The sequence below is a fragment of the Pseudomonas sp. B21-032 genome (genome assembly GCF_024748965.1).
In the GTDB taxonomy this organism is placed as follows: Bacteria; Pseudomonadota; Gammaproteobacteria; order Pseudomonadales; family Pseudomonadaceae; genus Aquipseudomonas.
Genome location: NZ_CP087180.1, coordinates 5,020,409 through 5,041,023 on the forward strand (window position 1 = coordinate 5,020,409; position 20,615 = coordinate 5,041,023).

General features: G+C 62.3%; 24 protein-coding genes and 5 tRNA genes. 10 read left to right on the forward strand and 19 right to left on the reverse strand.

Going from position 1 to position 20,615, the window contains the following annotated elements:
• Positions 1 to 277 precede the first annotated feature (277 nt).
• The 3 genes from LOY54_RS23130 to LOY54_RS23140 form a co-directional block, all read right to left on the reverse strand.
• Positions 278 to 994: a DUF4339 domain-containing protein gene (locus LOY54_RS23130; protein WP_258608062.1), complete on the reverse strand. Its 717-nt coding sequence runs from the start codon at positions 992 to 994 to the stop codon at positions 278 to 280.
• Between the two features lie 357 nt (positions 995 to 1,351).
• Positions 1,352 to 1,427 (reverse strand) — tRNA-Thr (locus tag LOY54_RS23135).
• 70 nt (positions 1,428 to 1,497) lie between these two features.
• Positions 1,498 to 1,908, reverse strand: a complete 411-nt coding sequence (locus LOY54_RS23140; RefSeq protein ID WP_093379440.1) for a pilin — start codon at positions 1,906 to 1,908, stop codon at positions 1,498 to 1,500.
• 217 nt (positions 1,909 to 2,125) lie between these two features.
• Between LOY54_RS23140 and LOY54_RS23145 the strand changes: the two genes are divergently transcribed.
• The 4 genes from LOY54_RS23145 to yacG are packed head-to-tail and all read left to right on the forward strand — an operon-like array spanning position 2,126 to position 5,026.
• Positions 2,126 to 3,334 (forward strand): type II secretion system F family protein, encoded by a 1,209-nt coding sequence (locus LOY54_RS23145; protein WP_258608063.1) that lies wholly within the window; start codon positions 2,126 to 2,128, stop codon positions 3,332 to 3,334.
• Between the two features lie 2 nt (positions 3,335 to 3,336).
• The gene (locus LOY54_RS23150; RefSeq protein WP_258608065.1) at positions 3,337 to 4,206 is read left to right on the forward strand and encodes an A24 family peptidase; all 870 of its coding nucleotides are present in this window, start codon (positions 3,337 to 3,339) and stop codon (positions 4,204 to 4,206) included.
• Positions 4,206 to 4,829 carry a dephospho-CoA kinase gene (gene coaE / locus LOY54_RS23155; RefSeq protein WP_258608067.1) on the forward strand — a complete coding sequence of 208 codons (624 nt, stop codon included), beginning with the start codon at positions 4,206 to 4,208 and terminating at the stop codon, positions 4,827 to 4,829. The genes LOY54_RS23150 and coaE overlap by 1 nt, the downstream gene beginning before the upstream one ends.
• On the forward strand, positions 4,826 to 5,026 hold the full coding sequence (gene yacG / locus LOY54_RS23160; RefSeq protein WP_045200825.1) for a DNA gyrase inhibitor YacG: 201 nt from the start codon (positions 4,826 to 4,828) through the stop codon (positions 5,024 to 5,026). Before coaE ends, yacG begins: the two co-directional genes overlap by 4 nt.
• Before the next feature lie 4 nt (positions 5,027 to 5,030).
• Here the strand turns inward: yacG and LOY54_RS23165 are convergent, their stop codons facing one another.
• Entirely contained in the window at positions 5,031 to 5,720 is a 690-nt protein-coding gene (locus LOY54_RS23165) for an energy-coupling factor ABC transporter permease (RefSeq protein WP_258608069.1), read from the reverse strand.
• A gap of 44 nt (positions 5,721 to 5,764) precedes the next feature.
• Complete coding sequence (locus tag LOY54_RS23170) at positions 5,765 to 6,226, reverse strand: hypothetical protein (RefSeq protein ID WP_213603237.1); 462 nt, start codon at positions 6,224 to 6,226, stop codon at positions 5,765 to 5,767.
• A gap of 122 nt (positions 6,227 to 6,348) precedes the next feature.
• On the opposite strand from LOY54_RS23170, the gene LOY54_RS23175 reads away from it, so the two are divergent.
• The 3 genes from LOY54_RS23175 (at position 6,349) to LOY54_RS23185 (ending at position 8,700) form a co-directional block, all read left to right on the forward strand.
• Positions 6,349 to 6,978: a DUF1780 domain-containing protein gene (locus LOY54_RS23175; RefSeq protein WP_010220617.1), complete on the forward strand. Its 630-nt coding sequence runs from the start codon at positions 6,349 to 6,351 to the stop codon at positions 6,976 to 6,978.
• A gap of 168 nt (positions 6,979 to 7,146) precedes the next feature.
• Positions 7,147 to 7,320 (forward strand): DUF3094 family protein, encoded by a 174-nt coding sequence (locus LOY54_RS23180; protein WP_045200819.1) that lies wholly within the window; start codon positions 7,147 to 7,149, stop codon positions 7,318 to 7,320.
• Positions 7,321 to 7,404: 84 nt separating this feature from the next.
• The gene (locus tag LOY54_RS23185; protein WP_045200816.1) at positions 7,405 to 8,700 is read left to right on the forward strand and encodes an NAD(P)/FAD-dependent oxidoreductase; all 1,296 of its coding nucleotides are present in this window, start codon (positions 7,405 to 7,407) and stop codon (positions 8,698 to 8,700) included.
• A 134-nt stretch (positions 8,701 to 8,834) separates the two neighbouring features.
• Here LOY54_RS23185 and LOY54_RS23190 read toward each other — a convergent pair whose 3' ends face one another.
• The 8 genes from LOY54_RS23190 to rluD form a co-directional block, all read right to left on the reverse strand.
• On the reverse strand, positions 8,835 to 9,365 hold the full coding sequence (locus LOY54_RS23190; protein WP_093379425.1) for a dihydrofolate reductase family protein: 531 nt from the start codon (positions 9,363 to 9,365) through the stop codon (positions 8,835 to 8,837).
• Between the two features lie 96 nt (positions 9,366 to 9,461).
• Positions 9,462 to 9,538 (reverse strand) — tRNA-Pro (locus LOY54_RS23195).
• Positions 9,539 to 9,638: 100 nt separating this feature from the next.
• Positions 9,639 to 9,714: transfer RNA gene (locus LOY54_RS23200), tRNA-Lys, on the reverse strand.
• A gap of 5 nt (positions 9,715 to 9,719) precedes the next feature.
• Positions 9,720 to 9,796: transfer RNA gene (locus LOY54_RS23205), tRNA-Pro, on the reverse strand.
• A 10-nt stretch (positions 9,797 to 9,806) separates the two neighbouring features.
• A tRNA-Asn gene (locus tag LOY54_RS23210) sits at positions 9,807 to 9,882 on the reverse strand.
• A 303-nt stretch (positions 9,883 to 10,185) separates the two neighbouring features.
• Positions 10,186 to 12,750: an ATP-dependent chaperone ClpB gene (gene clpB / locus LOY54_RS23215; protein ID WP_045200814.1), complete on the reverse strand. Its 2,565-nt coding sequence runs from the start codon at positions 12,748 to 12,750 to the stop codon at positions 10,186 to 10,188.
• 124 nt (positions 12,751 to 12,874) lie between these two features.
• The gene (pgeF, locus tag LOY54_RS23220; protein WP_258608070.1) at positions 12,875 to 13,615 is read right to left on the reverse strand and encodes a peptidoglycan editing factor PgeF; all 741 of its coding nucleotides are present in this window, start codon (positions 13,613 to 13,615) and stop codon (positions 12,875 to 12,877) included.
• Positions 13,612 to 14,574 (reverse strand): 23S rRNA pseudouridine(1911/1915/1917) synthase RluD, encoded by a 963-nt coding sequence (rluD, locus tag LOY54_RS23225; protein ID WP_038998723.1) that lies wholly within the window; start codon positions 14,572 to 14,574, stop codon positions 13,612 to 13,614. The genes pgeF and rluD overlap by 4 nt, the downstream gene beginning before the upstream one ends.
• Before the next feature lie 150 nt (positions 14,575 to 14,724).
• On the opposite strand from rluD, the gene LOY54_RS23230 reads away from it, so the two are divergent.
• Positions 14,725 to 15,747 (forward strand): outer membrane protein assembly factor BamD, encoded by a 1,023-nt coding sequence (locus tag LOY54_RS23230; RefSeq protein WP_045200810.1) that lies wholly within the window; start codon positions 14,725 to 14,727, stop codon positions 15,745 to 15,747.
• Positions 15,748 to 15,840: 93 nt separating this feature from the next.
• A complete protein-coding gene (locus LOY54_RS23235) occupies positions 15,841 to 16,071 on the forward strand; it encodes a PP0621 family protein (protein ID WP_038998721.1) in 231 nt (76 codons plus the stop codon).
• A 74-nt stretch (positions 16,072 to 16,145) separates the two neighbouring features.
• Here LOY54_RS23235 and thiO read toward each other — a convergent pair whose 3' ends face one another.
• The 5 genes from thiO to LOY54_RS23260 are packed head-to-tail and all read right to left on the reverse strand — an operon-like array spanning position 16,146 to position 19,057.
• Positions 16,146 to 17,249, reverse strand: coding sequence for a glycine oxidase ThiO (gene thiO / locus LOY54_RS23240; protein WP_258608071.1), 1,104 nt, complete (start codon positions 17,247 to 17,249; stop codon positions 16,146 to 16,148).
• Positions 17,250 to 17,276: 27 nt separating this feature from the next.
• Positions 17,277 to 17,675, reverse strand: a complete 399-nt coding sequence (locus LOY54_RS23245) for a type IV pilin protein (RefSeq protein ID WP_093387269.1) — start codon at positions 17,673 to 17,675, stop codon at positions 17,277 to 17,279.
• A 20-nt stretch (positions 17,676 to 17,695) separates the two neighbouring features.
• Entirely contained in the window at positions 17,696 to 18,205 is a 510-nt protein-coding gene (locus LOY54_RS23250) for a pilus assembly protein PilX (RefSeq protein WP_258608072.1), read from the reverse strand.
• A complete protein-coding gene (locus LOY54_RS23255) occupies positions 18,198 to 18,857 on the reverse strand; it encodes a PilW family protein (protein ID WP_258608073.1) in 660 nt (219 codons plus the stop codon). The genes LOY54_RS23250 and LOY54_RS23255 overlap by 8 nt, the downstream gene beginning before the upstream one ends.
• Positions 18,854 to 19,057: a prepilin-type N-terminal cleavage/methylation domain-containing protein gene (locus tag LOY54_RS23260; RefSeq protein ID WP_258608074.1), complete on the reverse strand. Its 204-nt coding sequence runs from the start codon at positions 19,055 to 19,057 to the stop codon at positions 18,854 to 18,856. The genes LOY54_RS23255 and LOY54_RS23260 overlap by 4 nt, the downstream gene beginning before the upstream one ends.
• 142 nt (positions 19,058 to 19,199) lie before the next feature.
• Between LOY54_RS23260 and LOY54_RS23265 the strand changes: the two genes are divergently transcribed.
• Positions 19,200 to 19,676, forward strand: coding sequence for a GspH/FimT family protein (locus LOY54_RS23265; RefSeq protein WP_258608075.1), 477 nt, complete (start codon positions 19,200 to 19,202; stop codon positions 19,674 to 19,676).
• Here the strand turns inward: LOY54_RS23265 and ispH are convergent.
• Complete coding sequence (ispH, locus tag LOY54_RS23270) at positions 19,665 to 20,612, reverse strand: 4-hydroxy-3-methylbut-2-enyl diphosphate reductase (RefSeq protein ID WP_093379392.1); 948 nt, start codon at positions 20,610 to 20,612, stop codon at positions 19,665 to 19,667. The genes LOY54_RS23265 and ispH overlap by 12 nt on opposite strands.
• Between the last annotated feature and the right edge of the window lie 3 nt (positions 20,613 to 20,615).

The following is a 20,615-nucleotide window of genomic DNA, read 5'->3' on the forward strand; positions in this document are numbered from 1 at the left end:
GGTTAATCTCAGGATTCAACCTGCCGAAAAGTCAGAAATTAAAGCGTTTCCCAGAATCGGAGCAGTTCTTGAGGTACTGGAGGATTAGGAGGTATGGATACGGGTTTCCGTTGATGTTTCAGGTGAAATCCTCAAAGGCTGGATTGCGCGGCGCTATACCGTCCCAACAGAAATTCCGATGCAACAGTAGAGGTGGGAAAGCCCCCCCCGCATTAACCTGTCTGGAACCCGAAAAGCCCGGCACTGCAACCGGGCTTTTCTTCAACTGCTGCTCAGCTTACTGCTGAGGGACTCGCACGAAGATATTCTCACCTTTCTTTTCGATGGTGATGTCGATCTCGTTTCCGTTATCCAGCAGCGCAGTGGCTCGATAGAAGCCTGACTTGGGCTCATCATCGATGGTTACGGCCACGCAGGACGAGGACTGGTAAAACTGCTTATGGATGATCTCAGTGACCAGCGGGCACGCCGCTTCCTCAACTGCCGATTCACCACCGGCTGCCGCCAGGAGCAGGGAGACCACGAAAGCTGCTACCCATGCATAAAAATAGTTTTTTTTCTGCCCCAGAAGGTTCGCACGCTTCCATAGGTACACCGGAATGAGGAATACCCACCAGGTTGTGGGTGCAGAATGGCCGGCAGCTTTCAGGCGTTTTTCATCTGCAACGCAGAGGCCGACGTTGAGGATCAAAAACACCCACCACAAGCTGATGCCAGAGATGAGTTCGATGGCACCACCCACCAGTTGAATCCCTACCAAGCCCCAGACAAAGCGGTTGTCTACTTCACCGGCCGCAAGTGGAGGTGGCCCTACAGGGCGATCGATACTGCTAGCAAGATCCGTTTCTTTCAGGGAGACCCACTCCCCCGCTCCTGCCCATACCTTCGTTTCAGCATGAATAGCGCTCGACGCTACGAACGCTCTCATTTGCTCGACAGTGAACGGCCCCTGACGTGATCCATTCAGTGCATAATACCAAGATCCTTCAGACATCCCTCATCTCCTACGCCTCAATTAACCATCAACCAGAAGATGGCTATAAGACACTATCGGCATTAGATCCAAAGGCTTGAGAGGGGGTCTGCCTCTCATACTGCTTGCGGCGCTTTCGAAATGACTTGATGGTGCGATCACGCGGTTTGGCCGTGCGGCATTTGAGATCACTGAGCGGAGTGGCTAAACGTGGCATTGGGGTACGTTCTCCATTCAGGAAAGACGCTGTACCCCAACCCCCCTCTATTATTGAGGATTTTGATGGTTCCCGACGGTGGGTCGTGGAAACGAAAACCGGCTAGAAGGCCGGTTTAGAGGACTTCCAAAGCATTCAGCGGAATGCAATGGAGCTGGATGTGGTGCCGGAGACAGGAATCGAACCTGCGACCTTCGCGTTACGAGTGCGCTGCTCTACCGACTGAGCTACACCGGCGTGGCGATAACGCTACCACTGCCGGATCGCTTACGCAAATCACTGTTTATTAACAGCAATTGCTTCTGTTTCAGAGGGCTTTGCAGCCTGCCGGGGCGAGGTCTTCGTTGAGGGTGCTGGTGCAGGCCCAGCCGCTTGCGGCGCGGGTCAGGGTGATGGTTTTGTCGGTGGCGATGGCCGGGGCGTCGATCAGGGTGCAGACGATGCTGCCCACGCCCGTAGCCGCGGTGCCGCTGGCGGCGATGGCGCAGTGGGCGGTGCGCTCCTGGCCGCCCAGGGCGGCGACGTTGGCGATGTCTTTGCCTTCGTTCAGGCGCAGGTCGAAGGCGGTCTTCAGGGCAGAAATTTCTACCAGGGCCGCCGTGGCTTTAGTGCGGACCTGGCTGTTGGTGTAAATCGGTAAGGCGATGGTCGCCAGAATGCCGATGATCGCCACCACGATCATCAGTTCGATCAAGGTAATACCGCGTTGCCCTTTCATGGACACTCTCCCTCACAAAATCAGTTCATGCCGGCCGCAGTGGTGCGGCGCCAGCAGGCGCGCCAGTAGGCCCGAACAGACACCTTTTGTCACCCCGTGACAGTCATTCGGTCGCTCTGGCTCGACTACTCTAGTGGGCGGCGGGCAACCCTGCTCGCCACTCGGGGCCTGGAGCTGTTACCAGGCTTGTGTAAGGCAGCGCAACAAGGATGTGGCGATGACCGAAAGCAACCGGATGTACAGCTGGCAAGGCACTAACGCTCAGGGCGCCTTGATCAGCGGCCAGAGTGCGGCGCGCAGCCCGGCGTTGATCAGGGCGCAGTTGCGCCAACGCGGGATTCGCCCGGGGCGTATCGCCAGTGTGCGCCAGCCACTGTGGCAATGGCGGCGGCCACTGGATGGCAAGGCGCTGAGCCAGTTCAGCCGCCAGCTGGCCACCTTGGTCAAGGCCGGGGTGGCGCTGTTGCAGGCGTTGGATGTAGTGGCCCAGAGCAGCACTAACCCGGCGCTGGCCAGCCTGCTGGGGGCGATCAAGGCCGATATCGCCGCTGGCAGCAGCCTGGCCACTGCGCTGCGCCGCCACCCGCAGTACTTCGATCGGCTGTACTGCAACCTGGTGGATGCCGGTGAGCAGTCCGGCAGCCTGGAGACGGTGCTGGCCCAGGTGGCGGCGCTGCAGGAGCAACGCCAGGCCCTGCGCATGCGGCTGAAAAAGGCCATGACCTATCCACTGCTGGTGTTGCTGGTGGGCTTTGGGGTGTCGGCGTTGTTATTGCTGGAGGTGGTGCCGCGCTTTCAGTCGTTGTTCGGCGGTTTTGGTGCCGAGCTGCCGGCGTTTACTCAACAGGTGATCAATTTGTCGCAGTGGTTGGGGGCGCACCTTGGGTGGCTGTTGATAACGTTTGGCGGCGCTTGCAGTGCGCTGGTTTGGGCTTATCGGCACAAGCCTGGGGCGCGTTTGTGGCTGGTGCGCGTGGCGCTGCGCTTGCCGGTGCTCGGCAGCCTGCTCAGGCACGCCGCCCTCGCCCGCTTTGCCCGTACCCTGTCGACCTCGTTTGCCGCCGGGGTGCCGCTGGTGGAGGCGCTGGGGCCGGTTGCCGGGGCCTGCGGCAATCCGTTGTATGAGCAGGCGGTGCACAAGGTGCGCGAAGACCTTGCCAGTGGCCTGGCCTTGAACGTGGCGTTGCGCGCCAGCGGGTTGTTCCCACCGTTGGTGGTGCAGATGTGCGCCATTGGCGAGACAGCCGGCACGCTGGACGATATGCTCGCCAGGATCGCCAGCCATTATGAACAGGCCATCGACCACCTGCTCGACACCCTCACGGCCATGCTCGAGCCGTTGATCGTGCTGATCCTGGGGTTGCTGGTGGGCAGCCTGGTGATCGCCATGTACCTGCCAATCTTCCAGCTGGGCAATGTGATCTGACCATGAACCTGTTGAACACCCTGGCCAGCCAGCCACTGATGTACCTGAGCTTCGCCCTGTTGCTCGGGCTGATTGTCGGCAGTTTTCTCAATGTGCTGGTGCATCGCCTGCCGATCATGCTCGAACGCCAATGGCAGGCCGAGGCCCGTGAGGTGCTGGCGTTGCCCAGCGAGGCACAAGCGCCGCGCTTCGACCTGTTTTTACCGCCCTCGCAATGCCCGCATTGCGCCCACCGCATTCGCCCGTGGGAAAACATACCGGTGGTGAGTTACCTGGCCTTGCGCGGGCGCTGTTCCGCTTGCCAGGCGCGCATCAGCCCGCGCTACCCGCTGGTGGAAATTGCCTGCGGGGCGCTGACGCTGTTTGCCGCCTGGCATCTGGGTTTTACCGCCGCGGCCCTGGCGTTGATGGTGCTGAGTTGGGGCCTGCTGGCCATGAGCTTGATCGATATCGAGCACCATCTGTTGCCCGATGCCCTGGTGCTGCCGTTGTTGTGGCTGGGGCTGATCGCCAATGCCTTTGAGCTGTTCGTGCCGCTGGAGGATGCCCTGTGGGGCACGGTGGCCGGTTACCTGAGCCTGTGGTCGGTGTTCTGGGTGTTCAAGCTGGTCACCGGCAAAGAGGGCATGGGCTATGGCGATTTCAAGTTGCTGGCCATGCTCGGCGCCTGGGGCGGCTGGCAGATTTTGCCGCTGACCTTGCTGTTGTCGTCGCTGCTGGGGGCGGTGATCGGCCTGGTTATGCTGCGCCTGCAGCGCAAGCAGGCGAGCACGCCGATCCCCTTTGGTCCCTATCTGGCCATTGCGGGCTGGATCGCGCTGCTCTGGGGTGGTCAAATAACCACTTCCTATCTGAAATATTCCGGATTCTGATGACCACCGCTGCTTTCACCCCCTGGATTCTCGGCCTTACCGGCGGCATCGGCAGTGGCAAGAGCGCCGCCGCGCAGCGCTTTGTCGAGCTGGGTGTGCACCTGGTCGACGCCGACCAGGCCGCGCGCTGGGTGGTCGAGCCGGGCCGCCCGGCGCTGGCGAGTATCGTCGAGCGTTTCGGCCCGGGGGTGCTGCTCGAAGACGGCCAGCTCAACCGCGCCGCCCTACGCGAGCTGATCTTCGCCGACCCGCAGCAGCGGCGGTGGCTCGAAGCGCTGCTGCATCCCTTGATCGGCCAGGAGATCTTCAGCTACCTGGCCAAGGCCGAGTCGCCCTACGCGGTGTTTGTTTCGCCGTTGATGGTCGAGTCTGGCCAGTACAAACGCACCGACCGCCTGCTGGTGATCGATGCGCCGCAGGCACTGCAGGTGCAACGCACCCTGCTGCGCGACCAGACCAGCACTGAGCAGGTGCAGGCCATCCTCAAGGCCCAGGCCAGCCGTGAACAACGCCTTAGCCACGCTCACGACGTGATCGTCAACGACCGCGACCTGGCCTGGCTGCATTCGGAGGTCGACCGCCTGCACCACTTTTACCTGACTTTGCGAGGAGGCCAAGCATGAGCCAACCAACGACCGTAGATTGCCCGACCTGTGGCGCCCCTGTGGAATGGAGCGCCGCCAGCGCGTTTAGGCCGTTCTGTTCCGACCGCTGCAAGCTGATCGACCTGGGTGCCTGGGCCTCGGAAGAGCACAAGATTCCGGTCGCTCCGGATGCCGAAGACGAGCTGTTCTCCGGCGAGCTCGACCCGCGTCACTGAGGCCTCAGCGCTCGGGGTCGTCATCCTTCCACGGGGCCTGCAGGTAGCGGGTCCGGTTGAAGGTCTCCAGCCACTCCGGGCAGAACACCACCAGGGCGCTGACCACCATGCCGTTGATGAAGGCTTCGGGGAAGATGATCAGCCACAGGTAGCCGATAAAGTCCTCGATCCACTCCGGCATGACGAACCGCCCGTCCATCCACAGCAACCCCAGCCCACCGAGCAGGCACAAGAGTGCCGACAGCGCCGCGGCAAAAAAGCCTGAACAGAAGATATAGACGAACAGGTTGCGCGGCTGGGCTCGCTCCACCAGGATCGCGCACACCTCGGTGACCAGCACCGGCAGGCCGATCAACAGCAGGCCATTGACCCCCATCGCCGCCAGGTCCTGACGCCCCAGCGCCAGCAGGCCGAGCTGCGCCAGCAAGCCACCGACAATCGCCAGCGGCCAGTCCAGCAGCAGGGTGACGGCGGTCATGCCGATAAAGTGATACGACACCCCGGTGTCGAAGTCGCGGCGTACCAGCCACAGGGCAAACAAGGCGAACACCGTACCAAACAGCAAGTGCTGGCGCCGGCTGTCGGCGAACAGTTCCAGCCAGCGGGTACGCGCCACCGCCCAGAACAGCACGGGCACGTAGACGACCCAGGCGATGGTCAGGGTCTGGCTGGAAAGTACGGCGGCACTGATCACGGCAAATAACCCTTGTGCGAGTAAGGCAATAGACCTGGGGCAGTCTACACCTCGGGGCTGGCTTGATCAGCCTCCGCCGGTGCTTTGGGTGCCTCGAACAGGCGGAACACTGCGCCTTCAACCAGCCAGTCTGCTGGCTGGCAACTCGGGTTGCGCTGCAGCTCGACCACGCTGACGGTGGTCGCCGACACCTGCACATCGGCCCAGGCGCCGTAGCAAGCGAACTCGTTCAGGGTCAGACGCAAGCGGTAATCGCCGGGCATGACGCTGAGCACCTTGGGGTTGAACTCAGCGTAGCTGCGCACGATTTCGTCTTCTGCGCCGCGATGGTCGATGAGTTTGACGCTGTAGGGCGCTGAGTCGCCCTCCTTGAGCACTACATAGCGGCCATCCGGGGTGTCGTAAGGCACGGTAGGCGTCCAGAACAAAAAGCCCACGCCGTACACCACCAGGGCACAGACCACCGTGCCGGAACCGAATATGCCGCCCATCTTCACTACGCTCATGTTTCTTCCCTGATATTCACTGAGCCCACAACGGGTGCGCAGTCTAGGCGCTGGCCCGGCGTTGCAGCAATGGCCTTGCAGACATTTCCTGCAAAGCTCAATTGAACGCTAAGCTTGTGCCCATGGACGACTCAGACTACTTGCGCCTGCTCACCATTCAGGCCGAACAAGCCAATGCGTTTCTATCCAATGCCCGTAAATGGGAACGTGAGCGTTGGGTCTGCCAGCGCCTGCTGCAAGGCCTGAATATTCCCTACCGCAGCGAAGATTTTGCCGCCGCCGGGCAAGAGCCGCCTGACGTGCTGTTTCGCGATGCCGCCTTCGAGGTATTTTTTGTCCTCGATGAGGGCCGGCGCCTGAACGACGAGTGGCGCGAAGAGCTGCAGCGCCGGCGCAGTGCTTTCTCCTTGAGCCAGCTGGTGCGCCGCGAAGCCCGGCCACGGCGGATCAGCGCCCAGGAACTGCTGCAGCGCCTGGCACCGACCCTGCGGAAAAAATCGCACAACTATCAAGAACGCGGCCTCGACCTGAGCGAGCTGGACATCATTGCCTTCGCCAGCCTCAAGCGCGAAGTGCTCGACCTCAATAGCCACTTCCCGCCACCCACCGAATACCTGCGCCAGGGCTGGCGCTCGTTGTCGCTGGTGGGCCCGACCTTCGCCCGGGTGTTGTTTGCCCACCCCGATGCGCCGGATTTCTTGCGTGGCAATCTGGGGCGCAGCATCGTTTTTGATGTCGGAATCAGCCTCTGAGCTGGCCCCCTGCCAAAGCCCGATGGCATAAATTCTGCGCCGGTGATACAAAGCGCAATCATTCGTTATAAAGACAGCCAAGTGACTGAAAGATGGGCGACCTTCAAGCTACTACAGTGAACACTGTAGCTTTCCCACAGTCACAAGCGTCTATCTGACGAGGCCCTCATGACCAGCCGCCTGAATCCCGATGACCAGCGTCGTGTCGATGAATACCTGCAAGCCCCTCAGCACCAAGTCGAGCGCAAGCCTTTCCGGCCCTGGCTGCTCCTTGTGCTGGTGGTGGCCGTAACGGTTGCGCTCGGCTTGTTGAGCCGCCTCTTGAGTCAACTGGTGCTATGAGCTGCCTTGCGCTCGCCCACAACGCCCGCCCCGTGCGGCCTACCACTCAAGACCCGAATTCCGTAAACCTTATGAGATATCTCCATGACTCACCGTATAGTGATTGTCGGCGGCGGCGCCGGCGGCCTGGAACTGGCGACCCGCCTGGGTAAGACCCTTGGCAAAAAGGGTAGCGCCAGCATTACCCTGGTCGACGCCAACCTGACGCACATCTGGAAGCCGCTGCTGCACGAAGTGGCGGCAGGCTCGCTCAACTCTTCCGAAGACGAACTGAACTACGTGGCCCAGGCCAAGTGGAATCACTTCCAGTTCCAGCTCGGGCGCATGAGCGGCCTGGACCGCGAAACCAAGCAGATCCAGCTGGCCGCGACCCTCGATGAAGACGGCCGCGAGCTGCTGCCTGCGCGCACCCTGGGCTACGACACCCTGGTGATCGCGGTGGGCAGCAACACCAACGACTTCGGCACCCTGGGCGCGGCGCAGCATTGCCTGTTCCTCGACACCCGCAAGCAGGCCGAGCGTTTCCACCAGCAACTGCTCAACCATTACCTGCGTGCCCACGCAGGTGATCAGGCCCATGAAAAAATCAGCGTGGCCATCGTTGGTGCCGGTGCCACCGGTGTCGAGCTTGCCGCCGAGCTGCATCACGCGGCCCACGAGCTGGCGGCTTATGGCCTGGATCGTATCCAGCCAAAAGACATGCACATCACCCTGATCGAAGCCGGCCCGCGGGTGCTGCCAGCCCTGCCGGAGCGCATCAGCGTGCCGGTGCACAAGACCCTGGAAAAACTCGGTGTAACGGTGATGACCAACGCGGCAGTCAGTGAAGTGACCGCCGATGAGCTGCGCACCAGCAATGGCGAGGTGATTCAGGCCAGCCTCAAGGTGTGGGCGGCGGGTATTCGGGCGCCGGGGTTCCTCAAAGACATCGACGGCCTGGAAACCAACCGCATCAACCAGCTGGTGGTACGCCCTACCCTGCAGACTACTCTGGACGACAACATTTTCGCCTTTGGCGACTGTGCTGCCTGCCCGCAACCGGGTAGCGACCGCAACGTGCCGCCACGGGCACAGGCTGCGCATCAGCAGGCGTCGTTGCTGGCCAAGGGGCTCAAGGCGCGCCTGGAAGGCAAGCCGTTGCCGACTTATGCGTACCGGGATTACGGCTCGCTGGTGTCGCTGTCGCGCTTCTCGGCGGTGGGTAACCTGATGGGCAACCTGACCGGTAGCGTGATGCTCGAGGGCTGGTTGGCGCGGATGTTCTATGTGTCGCTGTATCGCATGCACCAGATGGCGCTGTACGGGACTTTCCGTACGCTGATGCTGATGCTCGGCAGCCGGATTGGTCGCGGGACTGAGCCGCGGTTGAAGCTGCACTGAGTTTGTATTGGCTTTGAGGGCCTCATCGCGGGTCAAGTCGAGGCGTCGCACCGCCGCTCCTACAGGTATGGCGGTGTTTCTGTGGGAGCGGCGGTGCGGCGACCCGACTTGACCCGCGATGGCGTCGGCATTGTTTATTTCAGTACCCGATAAGTACTCTGCACAAAGCCGCTTTCAAAGGTGGTGCTGCGCATATGCTGCAGCGTCACGTCCTTCGCCAGGGCCCCGAACAGCGGGATGCCGCTGCCCAGCAACACCGGTATGCGGGTGATGGTCAGTTCATCCAGCCGGCCTTCGCGCAAGAAGCTCTGAATCACCTGCCCGCCATCGAGGTACAGGCCCTTGGCGCCTGTTTCATTCAGGTGCTCGACCAGGTCGGCGACCGGCCCCGGGTGCACTTCAACGCCATGCTGCATATCGGCCTGCTGCAAGGTGCTGCTCAGCACCACCACGCGCTTGTGCGGATACGGCCACTCGCCAAAGGTCAGGACCTTCTCGAAGGTGTTGCGGCCCATGACCAGGGTGTCGATGGTGGCCATGTACGCCGCATAGCCGTGATCGTCACTGGAGCTGGTGGCAACCATCAGCCAGTCCAGCTCACCGCTCTCACGGGCGATGAAACCATCGAGGCTGGTGGCGATGTACACGGAGGTTTTCAGGGGCACGGCGCAACTCCTTTGCAGGAAATAGCCGGATAGTATCAGCCAGGGCGCAGAAACGAAAAAAGGGCACCTTTTGCAAGGTGCCCTTCTTTCTGAAGATGGTCGGGGTAAGGGGATTCGAACTCCTGACATCCTGCTCCCAAAGCAGGCGCGCTACCGGACTGCGCTATACCCCGGTAAAAAAAAAGGCTCCGATTAAGGTGCCTTTTTTTATGGCTGGCTGCTAATGGCAAACCAACCTTTTAAGATTTGAACCCAGCGTACCGGATTCAAAAATGGTGGGTCGTGTAGGATTCGAACCTACGACCAATTGGTTAAAAGCCAACTGCTCTACCAACTGAGCTAACGACCCTAAGATGGTCGGGGTAAGGGGATTCGAACTCCTGACATCCTGCTCCCAAAGCAGGCGCGCTACCGGACTGCGCTATACCCCGGCTTGAAATTTGGCTCCGCGACCAGGACTCGAACCTGGGACCCAATGATTAACAGTCATTTGCTCTACCGACTGAGCTATCGCGGAACTATCAATTTCAATTACAACAGTGCTGCAATTTCGAGTGCTGTATCACTACCGCTTCGAACTCTTCGACCTTGTGCATCGCTGCGTTCATGTCTCTGAGGCGCGCTATTCTACAACCTTCAAAACCCTTGTCAACCCCTAATTTGCATTCAACTTACTGATTTGCAACTTTTTTTCAGATTCCCAATTTTGCCGGGAAGCTGCGGGGCGACATACAGCGGGGCGCACTTTACAAGCACTCGAGAAAAAATGCAAAGAAAAAAGGCCTCGAAATTCGAGGCCTTAGCGTAACCCGCCGAAAACTCAGGCGAAGACGATCTCTTCGCCCTCGACCTTCGCCGTGATGGCGCTGCCTGGCAGGAACTGGCCCGACAGGATCAACTGCGCCAACGGGTTCTCGATCCAGCGCTGGATCGCCCGTTTCAGCGGCCGTGCGCCATAGACCGGGTCGTAACCGACGGCGATCAGTTTATCCAGCGCCTCGGGGCTCAGCTCAAGGCTCAGCTCACGTTCGGCCAGACGGCTGCGCAGGCGGCCGAGCTGGATCTGGGTGATGCCGGCAATCTGCTCGCGACCCAGCGGTTCGAACACCACCACTTCGTCGATCCGGTTGATGAACTCCGGCCGGAAGTGCGAACCCACGGCATCCATCACCGCCGCACGCTGTGCTTCACGATCGCCCACCAGTTCCTGGATCTGCGAAGAGCCCAGGTTGGAGGTCATGACGATCACGGTATTACGGAAATCCACCGTCCGCCCGTGGCTGTCAGTCAGGCGACCGTCTTCCAGCACCTGCAGCAACACGTTGAACACATCCGGGTGGGCCTTCTCGACCTCGTCCAGCAGCACCACCGCATAAGGTTTGCGCCGCACGGCTTCGGTCAGGTAGCCGCCCTCTTCATACCCTACGTAGCCTGGTGGTGCACCGATCAGGCGAGCCACGGAGTGTTTCTCCATGAACTCGGACATGTCGATGCGCACCATGGCCTCTTCAGTGTCGAAGAGAAATTCCGCCAGCGCCTTGCACAGCTCGGTTTTACCGACACCGGTCGGGCCGAGGAACAGGAACGAGCCGCTCGGGCGGTTCGGGTCCGAAAGGCCGGCACGCGAACGGCGCACGGCGTTGGACACTGCCACCACGGCTTCTTCCTGGCCGATCACCCGCTCGTGCAGCAGGCTTTCCATCTTCAGCAGTTTTTCCCGCTCGCCTTCGAGCATCTTCGACACCGGGATGCCGGTCCACTTCGACACGACTTCGGCGATCTCTTCTTCAGTCACCTTGTTACGCAGCAGCTGGTTTTCCGCCTTGCCGTGCTGGTCGACCATCTGCAGGCTGCGCTCCAGGTCCGGGATCACCCCGTACTGCAGCTCGGCCATGCGGCTGAGGTCGCCCTTGCGCCGGGCCGCTTCGAGCTCCTGACGCGATTGCTCGATTTTCTGCTGGATCTGCGCCGAGCCCTGTACTTCGGCTTTTTCCGAGGTCCAGATCTCTTCCAGGTCAGCGTACTCGCGCTCCAGCCGGGCGATCTCTTCGGTGAGTTTCTCCAGGCGTTTGAGCGCGGCCTCGTCGTCCTCTTTCTTCAGCGCCTGGGACTCAACCTTCAGTTGAATCAGGCGGCGCTCCAGGCGGTCGAGCACTTCCGGCTTGGAGTCGATCTCCATGCGGATGCGGCTGGCCGCTTCGTCGATCAGGTCGATGGCCTTGTCCGGCAGCTGCCGGTCAGTGATGTAGCGATGGCTGAGCTTGGCCGCGGCGATGATCGCGCCGTCGGTGATCGCCACCTTGTGGTGCACCTCGTAACGTTCTTTGAGGCCACGCAGGATGGCGATGGTGTCTTCTTCGCTCGGCTCTTCTACCAGCACCTTCTGGAAACGCCGCTCAAGCGCTGCGTCTTTTTCAATGTACTGGCGGTACTCGTTCAGCGTAGTGGCGCCGACGCAGTGCAGTTCACCACGGGCCAGGGCCGGCTTGAGCATGTTGCCGGCGTCCATCGAGCCTTCGCCTTTACCGGCACCGACCATGGTGTGCAGCTCGTCGATGAACAGGATGATCTGCCCTTCCTGCTTGGACAGCTCGTTGAGCAAGCCTTTGAGGCGCTCTTCGAACTCACCGCGAAACTTGGCACCGGCAATCAGCGCGCCCATGTCCAGAGACAGCAGGCGCTTGCCTTTAAGGCCGTCCGGCACTTCACCATTAATGATGCGCTGGGCCAGGCCTTCGGCGATGGCGGTCTTACCGACGCCAGGCTCACCGATCAGCACCGGGTTGTTCTTGGTCCGGCGTTGCAGCACCTGGATGGTCCGGCGGATTTCATCGTCACGGCCGATCACCGGGTCAAGCTTGCCGTCTTCGGCGCGCTTGGTCAGGTCGACGGTGTATTTGTCCAGGGCCTGGCGCGACTCTTCGGCGTTGGGGTCATTGACCGCCTCGCCGCCGCGCAGGTTGCTGATGGCATTCTCCAGGGCCTTTTTGCTCACGCCCTGGCTGAGCAGCAACTTGCCAAGCTTGCTGTTCTCGTCCATGGCCGCCAGCAGCACAAGCTCGCTGGAGATGAACTGGTCGCCCTTCTGCTGGGCCAGGCGGTCGGCCTGGTTGAGCAGACGCGCCAGGTCCTGGGACATGTTGACGTCGCCGGTCGGGTTCTGGATTTTCGGCAGCTGGTCGAGCTCTTTGCTCAACGCCTTGCGCAGGCTGTTGACGTCAAAGCCGACCTGCATCAGCAGCGGCTTGATCGAACCGCCCTGCTGATCGATCAGGGCCTGCACCAGGTGCGCAGGCTCGATGGCCGGATGGTCCATACCCACGGCCAGGGATTGGGAATCGGATAATGCTAATTGCAGCTTGCTGGTCAAACGGTCTATTCGCATGGGTTACCTTCCTTTATGGGCAGGTCGGAGCGATGGACACACCTGATGAAGAAAAACCTGCCAGAGATACCACTGTAGATAAGGGTGATTCTGGAAGATTCAAGCTAGGCGGGCTTGATCCAGGTCAGCGCGCTGCCAGCCAGACCAGCGAAGCGAAGCGGCCACCCTGCGGGGTGCGCCGATAAGAATAGAAGCGCGGGTCGCTGACGGTGCACAAGCCACCACCATAGACGGCATTGACGCCGCGCGCTGCAAGGCGAAGGCGGGCCAGCTGGTAGATGTCGGCCATCAGCTTGCCGGGCTGGGCACCGGGCACGAAGGCCTGGGCAGTTTCCGGATGAACGGTCGTGAACGCATCACGAACCTCAAGGCCGACTTCAAAGGCTTGCGGGCCAATAGCCGGGCCCAGCCACACCAGCACCTCTTCGGGCGGCAGTGCCAAGCGTTCCAGAGTCGCCTCCAGCACACCGTTGGCCAGCCCGCGCCAGCCCGCGTGGGCGGCGGCTACGCGGGTGCCGGCTCGGTCGCAGAACAGCACCGGCAAGCAGTCGGCGGTCATGACCGTGCAGGCAATGCCGGGGGTATCGCTGTAGCTGGCATCAGCCTCGGCAATAACGCCAGGGTCGGCATCGGCTACAACTACGCCATGCACCTGCTTGAGCCAGGCTGGCTGGATGCCGAACTCGGCGGTCAGGCGCCGGCGGTTCTCGGCCACCGCTGCTGGCGCATCGCCAACATGGTCTCCGAGGTTGAAACTTTCATAGGGCGGCAGGCTGACCCCGCCGCTGCGCGTAGTGACGCAGGCGCGCACCCCGGCTGGCGCAGGCCAGTCCGGGAACAGCAGCGCTTGCGTCAGCTCGCTCATCCGACGAACGCCTCGCGGTCCTGCTTGAGCAGCGACAGCAGCCAGACGAAGTCGTCCGGCAGCGCCGATTCCCAACCCATGCGCTCGCCGGTCACCGGGTGATCGAGCTCCAGGAAGCGTGCATGCAGGGCCTGGCGCGGGAAGGTCTTGAGCGCGTCGACCATGGTCAGGCTGGCCGCTGGCGGAATGCGGAAGCGCCCGCCGTAGACCGGGTCGCCGACCAACGGGAAGTTGACGTGGGCCATGTGCACGCGGATCTGGTGGGTACGCCCGGTTTCGAGCTTGACCCGCACGTGGGTGTGCGAGCGGAAGCGCTCCAGCACGCGATAGTGGCTGACCGCAGGCTTGCCGCCTTCGGTGACCGCCATGCGCTGGCGCTGACCGCCGTGGCGACCGATCGGCGCGTTGATCTTGCCGCCGGCCGTGACCACACCGATCACGATGCATTCATAGATGCGGCTGACGCTGCGGCTTTGCAACTGGGCAACCAGCTGGGTCTGCGCCTGGATGGTCTTGGCCACCACCATCAGACCGGTGGTGTCCTTGTCCAGGCGGTGGACGATACCGGCGCGCGGCACGTTGATGATGTCCGGCACGTGGTGCAGCAGGGCATTGAGCAGGGTGCCATCGGCGTGGCCCGCAGCCGGGTGGACCACAAGCCCGGCAGGCTTGTTGATCACCAGGATGTGGTCGTCTTCATAGACGATATCCAGCTCGATGTCCTGGGCCACCCACTCGCCCTGGGCTTCCTGCTCGGCATCGAGCGCCAGCAGCGCACCGCCGTGGACGATATCGCGCGGACGCAGGACAGCGCCATCGACCGTCAGGCGCCCCTCCTTGATCCAGGTGGACAGGCGCGAGCGCGAGTGCTCAGCGAACAATTGGGCGGCGACTTGGTCGAGGCGTTGCCCGCCCAATTCGGACGGCACCTCTGCGCGAAGTTGAATGATCTCGGACATGCTCGAATCAGCGGGCGGCACAGCCTTTGGTTTCGACTGCGCGCTTGTGGTTAAATACGACGTCTTTTGCCCCGAGGGTTGCATCGGGGTGCTCATCATAACAGGACGGCCACGCCCAAGACAGCGGCCGTCATAGGGACGCAAGCCGCCATGCAAGTGAAACACCTGCTGCTGATCGCCATCCTCGGACTGACCGCTGCTTGTTCTTCGAAGGAAGTCGTCGACGAAAACCTGAGCGAAGCCGAGCTGTACCAGCAGGCGCAGGCCGACCTGGACAACCACAGCTATACCAGCGCCACAAGCAAGCTGAAGGCTCTGGAATCGCGCTATCCGTTCGGCCGCTACGCCGACCAGGCCCAGCTCGAGCTGATCTACGCGAACTATAAAAACGCCGAACCGGAGGCTGCCAAGTCTGCCGCCGAGCGCTTCATTCGCTTGCATCCGCAGCATCCGAACGTCGACTACGCCTACTACCTCAAGGGTCTGACCTCGTTCGATCAGGACCGCGGCCTGCTGGCGCGCTTCCTGCCGCTGGACATGACCAAGCGTGACCCGGGCGCTGCCCGCGACTCGTACAACGAATTCGCCCAGCTGACCAGCCGCTTCCCCAACAGCCGCTATTCGCCTGACGCCAAGCAGCGCATGATCTACCTGCGCAACCTGCTGGCTTCCTACGAAATCCACGTGGCCGACTACTACCTGACCCGTCAGGCCTATGTCGCTGCCGCCAACCGTGGCCGCTATGTAGTAGAGAACTTCCAGGAAACCCCATCGGTCGGCGACGGCCTGGCGGTGATGACCGAAGCCTACATGCGCCTGCACCTGGACGAACTGGCGGCCACCAGCCTGGAAACCCTCAAGCTCAACTACCCGGACCACCCGAGCCTGGTCGATGGCCAGTTCGTGCCGCAGCAGAACGAAGCCGACAACCGTTCGTGGCTGTCCAAGGCCACCCTGGGCCTGATCAATACCGCCCCGCCGCTGCCGCCGGGTGAAACCCGTGCCAACCAGGACGTGGTGAAGCAGTACCAGGACGCCAAGGACGCGATCCCGCAAGAGCTGCTGCCTAAAGATGCCAACGGTGACGTCATCGAAGAAGAAAACCACGAAGCGGAAGGTAACAACGAAGACCGCTCCTGGTTCAGCTACATGACCTTCGGTGTGTTCGACTGAGCCATCGTGTAAAAGATAAAGGGAGGCCAAGGCCTCCCTTTTTTCATGCCCGAGCCCTAGACTGAAGGCTCTTCACTGACAAAGCTGGACACCATGGTTCGCCTACTTTTCTGGATTGCCCTGATTGCTGCTGCCTTCTGGCTGTGGCGCAAGTTCAAGGCCAGCAATGCTGCTGGGCAAAACAACAGCCTCGAAGACCCGCTGAAGATGGTCCGCTGCGCCCATTGCGGCGTGCATTTGCCCAGTGACCGGGCGCTGCATCGCGGGGCGCAGTGGTATTGCAGTCAGGCGCATCTGGAGCAGGGGCCTGGGGCGCAGCGCTGATTTCGCGGCGCCTGCATCGCGGGGCAAGCCCGCTCCTGCCAGATTGTAGGAGCGGGCTTGCCCCGCGATGAGCCCTAAAGAGCAGCCACCCGCCCAGCCGGTGCATATGGCGCCGGATCAATGATTGGCTCACGCCCCAGCAACAAATCCGCAAACAACTGGCAGGACGCCGGCGCCAGCACCAGGCCATTGCGGTAATGCCCGCAGTTCAGCCACAGCCCGGCATAGCCTGGCACCTCGCCGATGTACGGAATGCCCTCAGGCGAACCCGGCCGCAGCCCCGCCCAATGGGCCACCGGGGTGGCGTCGGCCAGCGCCGGCAGCAACTCCACCGCCGATGCCTTGAGGCTTTCCAGCGCTTCGTCGGTTGGGGTCTTGTCGTAACCGGCATGCTCCAGGGTACTGCCCACCAGAATATGCCCGTCGCGCCGCGGGATCGCATAACGCCCCTTGGCCAGCACCATGCTCGGCAAAAAGTCTTCGGCGCACTTGTACAGGATCATCTGCCCTTTCACCGGCTCCACCGGCAGCTCCAGGCCCAATGGCCGCAGCAAGTCGCCGCTCCAGGCGCCAGCCGTCAGCACCACGCGATCGGCCGGAATCGGCCCGGTTGCAGTCTCGACCCCGGTGATGCGCTCGCCCTCACGGCTGAAGCCGGTGATTTCGCACTGCTCGCGAATGCTCACGTTCGGCAGCGCCAGCAAGGCGGCCTTGAGTGATTTGACCAGGCGTGGGTTACGCACGTTGGCAACCCCGGCCATGTAGATGGCGTGGCGGAAACCGCCACCCAGCACCGGCACCGCGTCATAGGCCGCCGAGATATCCACAGCACTTAGCGGCCGTCCTTCGCGCTTGGCCCAGGCCAGGGCTTCGGCTTCGTCGTCGAGGTCCAGCCAGTACAGGCCGGTGGTGTGCACTTCAGGGTCAACCCCGGTGCTGGCGAACAGGCGCTCGCCCAGCTGTGGATAAAAATCCTGCGACCAATGCGCCAGGGCCGTTACCGCCGGGCTATAGCGCCACGGGTACAGCGGCGAGACGATGCCGCCGCCAGCCCAGGAAGACTCCTGGCCGAGCGCGCCACGGTCACACAGCACCACCTGCCCGACCTCGGGCGCCAGGTTGAACGCTGTCAGCAGGCCGATTACCCCGCCACCGACAATCACTACTTGCTTGGTCATGTATTGATCCAACGTCTGAAGTAAACCTTAGCCACCCCAACAGCCGCGGCCGCCATCAACGGCGCCGGGATTGCGCCGCACACCGGCCTGGTCGAGTTCGAAATCGGCGCAGCGGTCACTGTTCATCAAACCACCGCCAATGCGCCGGGCGGTAAGGGTGAATGACGTCGAAAGACGAACGGCCTGCAGCCGGTAGTGCTCGGTCCCGGGCGCCAATGGGGTGACCAGGGCTTCGCTGTCGGCGTACTGGCCGCTGCGGGCATAGTGACGTTCGAGCAGTTGCGCGCTTTCGAACAGCAACCCGGCGATTTCCGTGCGTGCGGCCTTGCGGACCTGTTCGCTGTAGCTGGGATAGGCAATGCCCGCCAGAATGCCGACCACGGCGACGACAAGCAACAGTTCAATCAGGCTCAAACCTTTCTGCAGGGTGGACATAAGTCGAACTCCTAGTGAAGCTGGCGCCAGAGAATGCGCCTGGGTGGCTGGGCGCCCTCTTCTACAGCCTGTGCATAAACGCTTTCGAGCACGCTGCGCCCTGCCCCGGCGTGGCTGACGGCGGTGATCCGGTACAAGGTAACGGACAGGTTGGCGGGCCAGTGCGCGGCGTGGGTACTCTGGCCAAGGTTCTGTACCAGGTGGAAGCCGCTGGCGCCGCCTTGCCAGCTCAGGCCGGAGGTCGGCCCTTCGCCGCGGTAGACGCCAGGCGCCCGCACCCGTGCAGCTTCCGGCGGCGGTAAACAGTACGAGCATGGCAGCACGCCGACGACGGTCGACTCTCCCAGCAGCAAGGCCTGCTCCGCCTGCTCGAGGCCGTGCAAGGCTGCCTGCAGGTTGCCGGCCATGCGCCCCTGCAAGGTGGCGCTGACCATCGCCGAGACGCCGAGCAAAGCCAACAGCCCCAGCAGCACCAGGCTTACCAGCAGGACCACCCCACGCTGGCTGCCGCGCCTAGCCATTGCGCAGGGCCACTGTCAGTTGATACTGCTGCGGCCTTACCCGCGCCAGCGGATCAAGCAAGGTCATGCTCAGGCGTAGCCCGGCAATTACGTTGGCATCTCGCCTGATGATGTCGACGCGCAGTTCACCAAGGTTGTCGATCAGCGGCGCATAGCTGGCGCCGCTGCCGAGCATCAGGCTGGTGCCATCAACGCGATAGGTCTGGCGTCGTATCGGTATCGCGAAGTGCCCGGCCGGCGCCGCCTGGACATCGGGATAGACCCGCGCCTGGCTTATGCAATCGGTGACCAGCGTCCAGTTCGGCCGCCCACCGGCGCCAGCGACTTCGGCGCTGATCAGGCTCAATTGCTGCAATTGGCCGTCCGCTGCGCGGATTACCTCCAGCGGTTGGGCAAACGCCTGTGCCGAGGACGGGTTCACATGGCTGATTGCATCCGCACGCAAGCAGCCGAACATGCCGCTCATGCGAATATCCTGGGCCATGCGCTGCAACGCCAGGCGCGCGTCTTCCTGCAGTTGTGCGGCGATGCCCTGAGCCTGCCAGCTCTGAGTAGCCGCCAGAAACAGGCGGCTGGCGCCGAGTAGCAGCACCAAGCCGAGGCTGAGGGCCAGCAACACTTCGACCAGGCCGACACCGGCTTGCCGGTTCATCGGCCTGGCCCTGCGTTGATGCGCGCTTGTTCGAGCGCGCCATGCTGCTGATACGCCGCCTGAGTACTGTGCAAAGCACTGTCGGTGGCCTGCAGCGCCCGAACCTGCGCAGCCGCTGCAGCAAACACACCCAGCCCCAGCACCAGCATGGCCAGCAGCACTTCGAGCAAGCTCATTCCTTGTTGCCGTCCGCCATCCATGGCGCCATCCCTCCTGCGACTTTTCCCCAGCCCTTTGCCAACCCGCCCGACTGGACGCTGCGGTGCGCCGGCCTGACTCTATAGAAGCACTTCCAGGGAGGAATGCACGGTGAAGCAACAGGGCGTAACACTGATACAAATGATGTTCGCGCTAGCGCTGGTGGGGATGCTCACGCACATCAGCCTGCCGGCCTACAACACCATGAGCAGCGGGCTACAACAGCACGCCGCCGCCAAGGACCTGGCCCAGGCCCTGCGCACCGCACGCAGCGAGGCCTTGCTGCGCAACCAGGTGGTTCGCCTGCAGGCGCTGGAAGACAACTGGAGCAATGGCTGGCGCATGGTCGTCGAGCAGGATGGCCTACAGTTGCTGTACGAGCAGCGGCTTGAGCGGGCAAGCATCGTCGGCAATCAACCGGTGGCCCGGCAGGTGCGCTTCAGTGGGCTGGGGGTGCCGTTGCACGCGGGGGGAGCGTTTCAGGCCGGGACGCTGTTCATTTGCCAGCGCCCCGAGCCCTTCAGCCAGTACCGGGTGGTACTGGCACACACAGGCCGGGTCAGCCTGCGCGAAGAGCCCGGCGAGCAGCCGCTGTGCGCGGCCGGCGGGTCAGATCAGTGAACGTACGCGCAACTCTTTGGGCATCGAGAAGGTGATGTTCTCTTCGCGGCCATCAAGCTCTTCGGCGCCCGTGGCACCCCAGGCACGCAGTTGTTCGATCACGCCACGCACCAGCACCTCGGGGGCGGAAGCACCGGCGGTGATACCAATGCGCTCAACGCCATCGAACCAGCTTTTTTGCAGGTCTTCGGCGCCGTCGATCAGGTAGGCCGGGGTCGACATGCGCTCGGCCAGTTCACGCAGGCGGTTGGAGTTGGAGCTGTTCGGGCTGCCGACCACCAGGACCACGTCGCATTCGTTGGCCAGTTGCTTGACCGCGTCCTGACGGTTCTGGGTGGCGTAGCAGATGTCGTCCTTGCGCGGCCCGCCGATATTCGGGAAGCGCGCGCGCAGGGCATCGATCACCCGGCTGGTGTCGTCCATCGACAGCGTGGTCTGGGTGACGAAGGCCAGTTTGTCCGGGTCGTTGACCTGCAGGCTGGCAACATCGTCCTCGTCTTCGACCAGGTAGATGGCGCCACCGTTGCTGGTGTCGTACTGGCCCATGGTGCCTTCGACTTCCGGGTGGCCTTCGTGGCCGATCAGGATGCACTCGCGGCCGTCACGGCTGTAGCGCGCCACCTCGATATGCACCTTGGTGACCAGTGGGCAGGTCGCGTCGAACACCTTCAGGCCGCGCCCCGCCGCTTCCTGGCGCACGGCCTGGGAAACACCGTGGGCGCTGAAGATGACGATGACGTCGTCCGGCACCTGGTCGAGTTCTTCGACAAAAATCGCCCCGCGCGCGCGCAGGTCTTCGACCACGAACTTGTTGTGCACCACTTCGTGACGCACGTAGATCGGCGGGCCAAACACTTCAAGGGCACGATTGACGATCTCGATCGCCCGGTCCACACCGGCACAGAAGCCACGGGGGTTGGCGAGTTTGATTTGCATGGC

Excerpts from the sequence above, each read along its gene's own strand:
- yacG (WP_045200825.1), top strand. The coding sequence starts at position 4,826 with ATGAGCCAACCAACGACCGTAGATTGCCCGACCTGTGGCGCCCCTGTG.
- LOY54_RS23180 (WP_045200819.1), top strand. The coding sequence starts at position 7,147 with ATGACCAGCCGCCTGAATCCCGATGACCAGCGTCGTGTCGATGAATAC.
- ispH (WP_093379392.1), bottom strand. The coding sequence starts at position 20,612 with ATGCAAATCAAACTCGCCAACCCCCGTGGCTTCTGTGCCGGTGTGGAC.
- LOY54_RS23185 (WP_045200816.1), top strand. The coding sequence starts at position 7,405 with ATGACTCACCGTATAGTGATTGTCGGCGGCGGCGCCGGCGGCCTGGAA.
- pgeF (WP_258608070.1), bottom strand. The coding sequence starts at position 13,615 with ATGAGCGAGCTGACGCAAGCGCTGCTGTTCCCGGACTGGCCTGCGCCA.
- LOY54_RS23170 (WP_213603237.1), bottom strand. The coding sequence starts at position 6,226 with ATGAGCGTAGTGAAGATGGGCGGCATATTCGGTTCCGGCACGGTGGTC.
- LOY54_RS23130 (WP_258608062.1), bottom strand. The coding sequence starts at position 994 with ATGTCTGAAGGATCTTGGTATTATGCACTGAATGGATCACGTCAGGGG.
- LOY54_RS23140 (WP_093379440.1), bottom strand. The coding sequence starts at position 1,908 with ATGAAAGGGCAACGCGGTATTACCTTGATCGAACTGATGATCGTGGTG.
- LOY54_RS23250 (WP_258608072.1), bottom strand. The coding sequence starts at position 18,205 with ATGGCTAGGCGCGGCAGCCAGCGTGGGGTGGTCCTGCTGGTAAGCCTG.
- coaE (WP_258608067.1), top strand. The coding sequence starts at position 4,206 with ATGACCACCGCTGCTTTCACCCCCTGGATTCTCGGCCTTACCGGCGGC.
- LOY54_RS23260 (WP_258608074.1), bottom strand. The coding sequence starts at position 19,057 with ATGGATGGCGGACGGCAACAAGGAATGAGCTTGCTCGAAGTGCTGCTG.
- LOY54_RS23230 (WP_045200810.1), top strand. The coding sequence starts at position 14,725 with ATGCAAGTGAAACACCTGCTGCTGATCGCCATCCTCGGACTGACCGCT.
- LOY54_RS23145 (WP_258608063.1), top strand. The coding sequence starts at position 2,126 with ATGACCGAAAGCAACCGGATGTACAGCTGGCAAGGCACTAACGCTCAG.
- LOY54_RS23150 (WP_258608065.1), top strand. The coding sequence starts at position 3,337 with ATGAACCTGTTGAACACCCTGGCCAGCCAGCCACTGATGTACCTGAGC.
- rluD (WP_038998723.1), bottom strand. The coding sequence starts at position 14,574 with ATGTCCGAGATCATTCAACTTCGCGCAGAGGTGCCGTCCGAATTGGGC.
- LOY54_RS23265 (WP_258608075.1), top strand. The coding sequence starts at position 19,200 with ATGTTCGCGCTAGCGCTGGTGGGGATGCTCACGCACATCAGCCTGCCG.
- clpB (WP_045200814.1), bottom strand. The coding sequence starts at position 12,750 with ATGCGAATAGACCGTTTGACCAGCAAGCTGCAATTAGCATTATCCGAT.
- LOY54_RS23175 (WP_010220617.1), top strand. The coding sequence starts at position 6,349 with ATGGACGACTCAGACTACTTGCGCCTGCTCACCATTCAGGCCGAACAA.
- LOY54_RS23235 (WP_038998721.1), top strand. The coding sequence starts at position 15,841 with ATGGTTCGCCTACTTTTCTGGATTGCCCTGATTGCTGCTGCCTTCTGG.
- LOY54_RS23255 (WP_258608073.1), bottom strand. The coding sequence starts at position 18,857 with ATGAACCGGCAAGCCGGTGTCGGCCTGGTCGAAGTGTTGCTGGCCCTC.
- thiO (WP_258608071.1), bottom strand. The coding sequence starts at position 17,249 with ATGACCAAGCAAGTAGTGATTGTCGGTGGCGGGGTAATCGGCCTGCTG.